This is a genomic window from Collimonas antrihumi (assembly GCF_018304965.1).
In the GTDB taxonomy this organism is placed as follows: domain Bacteria; phylum Pseudomonadota; class Gammaproteobacteria; order Burkholderiales; family Burkholderiaceae_D; genus Collimonas; species Collimonas antrihumi.
The window spans coordinates 1-2,976 of the sequence record NZ_JAGQED010000056.1; the positions used below are offsets into that span (position 1 = coordinate 1).

The following is a 2,976-nucleotide window of genomic DNA, read 5'->3' on the forward strand; positions in this document are numbered from 1 at the left end:
AGACGATGCATTTGGAAGGATCGTAGGTGAAATAAGGATTCGATTCATCCTTTTTCATCTTCAAGTGGTTGTCACCTTCGTAGCCGTAGCGCACTTCGCGCAAACCGGTCACACCTGCCATATCCTGTAATTCGCAATTGCCGTTGGTGGGGCAAGTCAGGCAATCGAGCGGATGGTCGGAGATGTACAACTCCATCACGCCGCGCCGGATATCGGCCAGCTTAGGGGTCTGGGTCTTGACCTTCATGCCGGGTTCGCACGGTGTAGTGCAAGATGCCGGATAACCTCTTCGCCCTTCGATTTCAACCAGACACAGGCGGCAGGAACCAAACGGCTCCAGACTGTCGGTAGCGCACAACTTGGGCACGCTGATGCCAGCATCCATGGCCGCACGCATCACCGAAGTGCCGGCTGGAACGTCAACATCGACGCCGTCTATTTCCAGGGTGATCATGCGTTCGGACAGACGCGCGGGCGTGCCGTAATCTATGTCGTTAAGCTGGTTCATTCTCTGTTTCTCCTGTTGGCCGATACCTGAATCCCGTGGATTTCACGCATCGGCTTGATTCCTGGTGAGCGCTTCAAGCCGCCTTGCCGACTACGGCCGGCGGCGAGCCAAAATCTTCCGGAAAGTGATTCAAGGCCGACAGTACCGGCAACGGTGTCATGCTGCCCATTGCGCACAAGGAACCGTTGACCATGGTGTCGCACAGATCGCGCAATAAATGAATCTGTTGCTGACGCTGGTTCTGATTTTTATTGGCAACGATCTTGTCGATCACTTCCACGCCGCGAGTGGAGCCGATGCGGCAAGGCGTGCATTTTCCGCAGGATTCGGTTACGCAGAATTCCATCGAATAGCGCGCTTGCTGCGCCATGTCAACGCTGTCGTCGAACGCTACGATGCCGCCATGGCCGACCGTGCCGCCGACAGCCGCGAAGGCTTCATAGTCGAGCGGCGTATCAAACAGTGCGGGAGGTAGATACGGACCCAGCGGCCCGCCAACCTGCACCGCACGCATGGTGCGGCCACTTTCCGTGCCACCGCCGAAATCGAACAGCAACTCACGCAGCGTCACGCCGAATGCCTTCTCTACCAGACCGCCGTATTTGACGTTCCCTGCCAGTTGCATCGGCAAGGTGCCCATTGAACGCCCTTGTCCGAAATTCTTGTAGAACGCGGCGCCGCGCGCCAGGACTATCGGCACGCTGGCCAGGGTGATCACATTGTTGATGACGGTCGGCTTGCCAAACAAACCTTCGATGGCCGGCAGCGGCGGCTTGGCGCGCACCACGCCACGCTTGCCTTCCAGGCTTTCCAGCAATGCGGTTTCTTCACCGCAGACGTAAGCACCGGCGCCCTTGCGCACTTCCAGCTGGAAATCCTTGCCGAAGCCGAGAATGTTTTCGCCCAGGAAACCGCGCGCATTGGCGACCGCAATCGCTTCATTCAACACCGCAATCGCATGCGGATATTCAGAGCGGACGTAGATATAGCCATAGTTTGCGTTCACAGCCAGGCCGGCAATCGTCATCCCTTCGATCAGGACGAAGGGATCGTCTTCCATCACCATGCGGTCCGAGAACGTACCGGAATCTCCTTCATCGGCGTTGCAGACGATGTATTTTTGCGCACTCTGCGCGCCCAGTACCGTTTTCCATTTGATGCCGGTCGGAAAAGCCGCGCCACCGCGTCCGCGCAAGCCGGAATCCAGCACTTCCTGCACGATATCGGCGCTCTGCATCGCCAAAGCGTTTTGCAAGCCCAGATAACCCTCATGCGCCAGGTAGTCGTCCAGCGAAACCGGATCGGTAATGCCGACGCGGGCAAAAGTCAGGCGCTCCTGGTTTTTGAGATAGGGAATTTCTTCTGTCAGGCCTTGCCCTAGTTCATGTTGTCCGCCTTGCAATAAGCCGGCATCGAACAGGCTGCTTACATCTTCCGGCTCAACCGGACCGTAGGCGACGCGGCCTTGTGCGGTGCTGACCTCGACCAAGGGTTCCAGCCAGAACATGCCGCGCGAGCCGTTGCGCACCAGGGTAATTTCCTCGCCGCGCTTACCTGCTTCGGCGACAATTGCCGCAGCAACCTCGTTGGCACCGAGCGCCAGCGCGGTGGAATCACGCGGTACGTAGATGGTGATGCTCATTGCGCACCTCGCTTGGCTTGCAACAGCCGGTTCAATTTGCCGTGGCTGACCCTGGCGTGAAGTTCGTCATCGATCATGATAGCCGGGCCACAAGCGCATTGTCCCAGGCAATATACCGGCTCCAGGCTAAATTCGCCATCCTTGGTGGTAGCGTGGAAATCACACTCCAATACTGCTTTGGCATGCGCTTCCAGGGCCGCCGAACCGCGTGCCTGGCAGGCTTCGGCGCGGCAAATCTGCACCACGTGACGGCCAGCCGGCTGTTGCCGAAAATAGTGATAGAAGCTGATCACGCCATGTACTTCGGCGCGCGAGAGATTCAGCTCTTGCGCAATCAAAGGAACGCTTTCAGCCGGAATATATCCGGCCGATTCCTGAATCGCATGGAGGATAGGCAGCAGCGCGCCAGGCAGTGTTTTTTGCGCGGCGATGAGCGAAGCGATGTTATCCATATCTACAATTTGATGCATTTCCATTGCGACTCTCCTGCGTGCCAATGGATCCGGATGAACAGTCATCCGGATCCATTGGTTTGCGACATGATGGCTAGAACTTACTTGCGTAAACTTATTTGTGAGAGATTATTTGTACATGGTCTGCGCCATGGTTCCCGGGGCATACACCGCAGGATCGACCCAGATATTGACCACGGCACAACGACGCGTCTTCTGCACCGCTTCACGCGCCCGCTGCAAGGCGCCGGCGATCTGCGACGGATCGCGCACTTCTTCGCCATGACCACCCAGCATCTCGGCAAACTTGCCGTAAGGGATATCGCTCAGCAGATTGCCGACATTGCCGCGTTCTTCACCGTATTTCGCCAGTT

Annotated in this window: 3 protein-coding genes and 1 pseudogene; all 4 read right to left on the reverse strand. The window is 57.4% G+C overall.

The features are described from left to right. The coding region (locus KHU29_RS21895) for a 2Fe-2S iron-sulfur cluster-binding protein (protein WP_211455442.1) at nt 1-508 on the reverse strand (508 nt) is incomplete at its 3' end. A gap of 73 nt (nt 509-581) precedes the next feature. After that, nucleotides 582-2,150 carry a formate dehydrogenase beta subunit gene (locus KHU29_RS21900; RefSeq protein ID WP_211455443.1) on the reverse strand — a complete coding sequence of 523 codons (1,569 nt, stop codon included), beginning with the start codon at nt 2,148-2,150 and terminating at the stop codon, nt 582-584. Continuing rightward, entirely contained in the window at nt 2,147-2,620 is a 474-nt protein-coding gene (locus tag KHU29_RS21905) for a formate dehydrogenase subunit gamma (protein ID WP_425514506.1), read from the reverse strand. The genes KHU29_RS21900 and KHU29_RS21905 overlap by 4 nt, the downstream gene beginning before the upstream one ends. A 111-nt stretch (nt 2,621-2,731) precedes the next feature. Next, nucleotides 2,732-2,976 (reverse strand): annotated as a pseudogene (locus tag KHU29_RS21910) (thiamine pyrophosphate-binding protein); the annotation flags it as partial.

Bases quoted from the DNA above. Each gene is read 5' to 3' on its own strand.
- KHU29_RS21905 (WP_425514506.1), bottom strand. From the start codon at position 2,620: ATGCATCAAATTGTAGATATGGATAACATCGCTTCGCTCATCGCCGCG.
- KHU29_RS21900 (WP_211455443.1), bottom strand. From the start codon at position 2,150: ATGAGCATCACCATCTACGTACCGCGTGATTCCACCGCGCTGGCGCTC.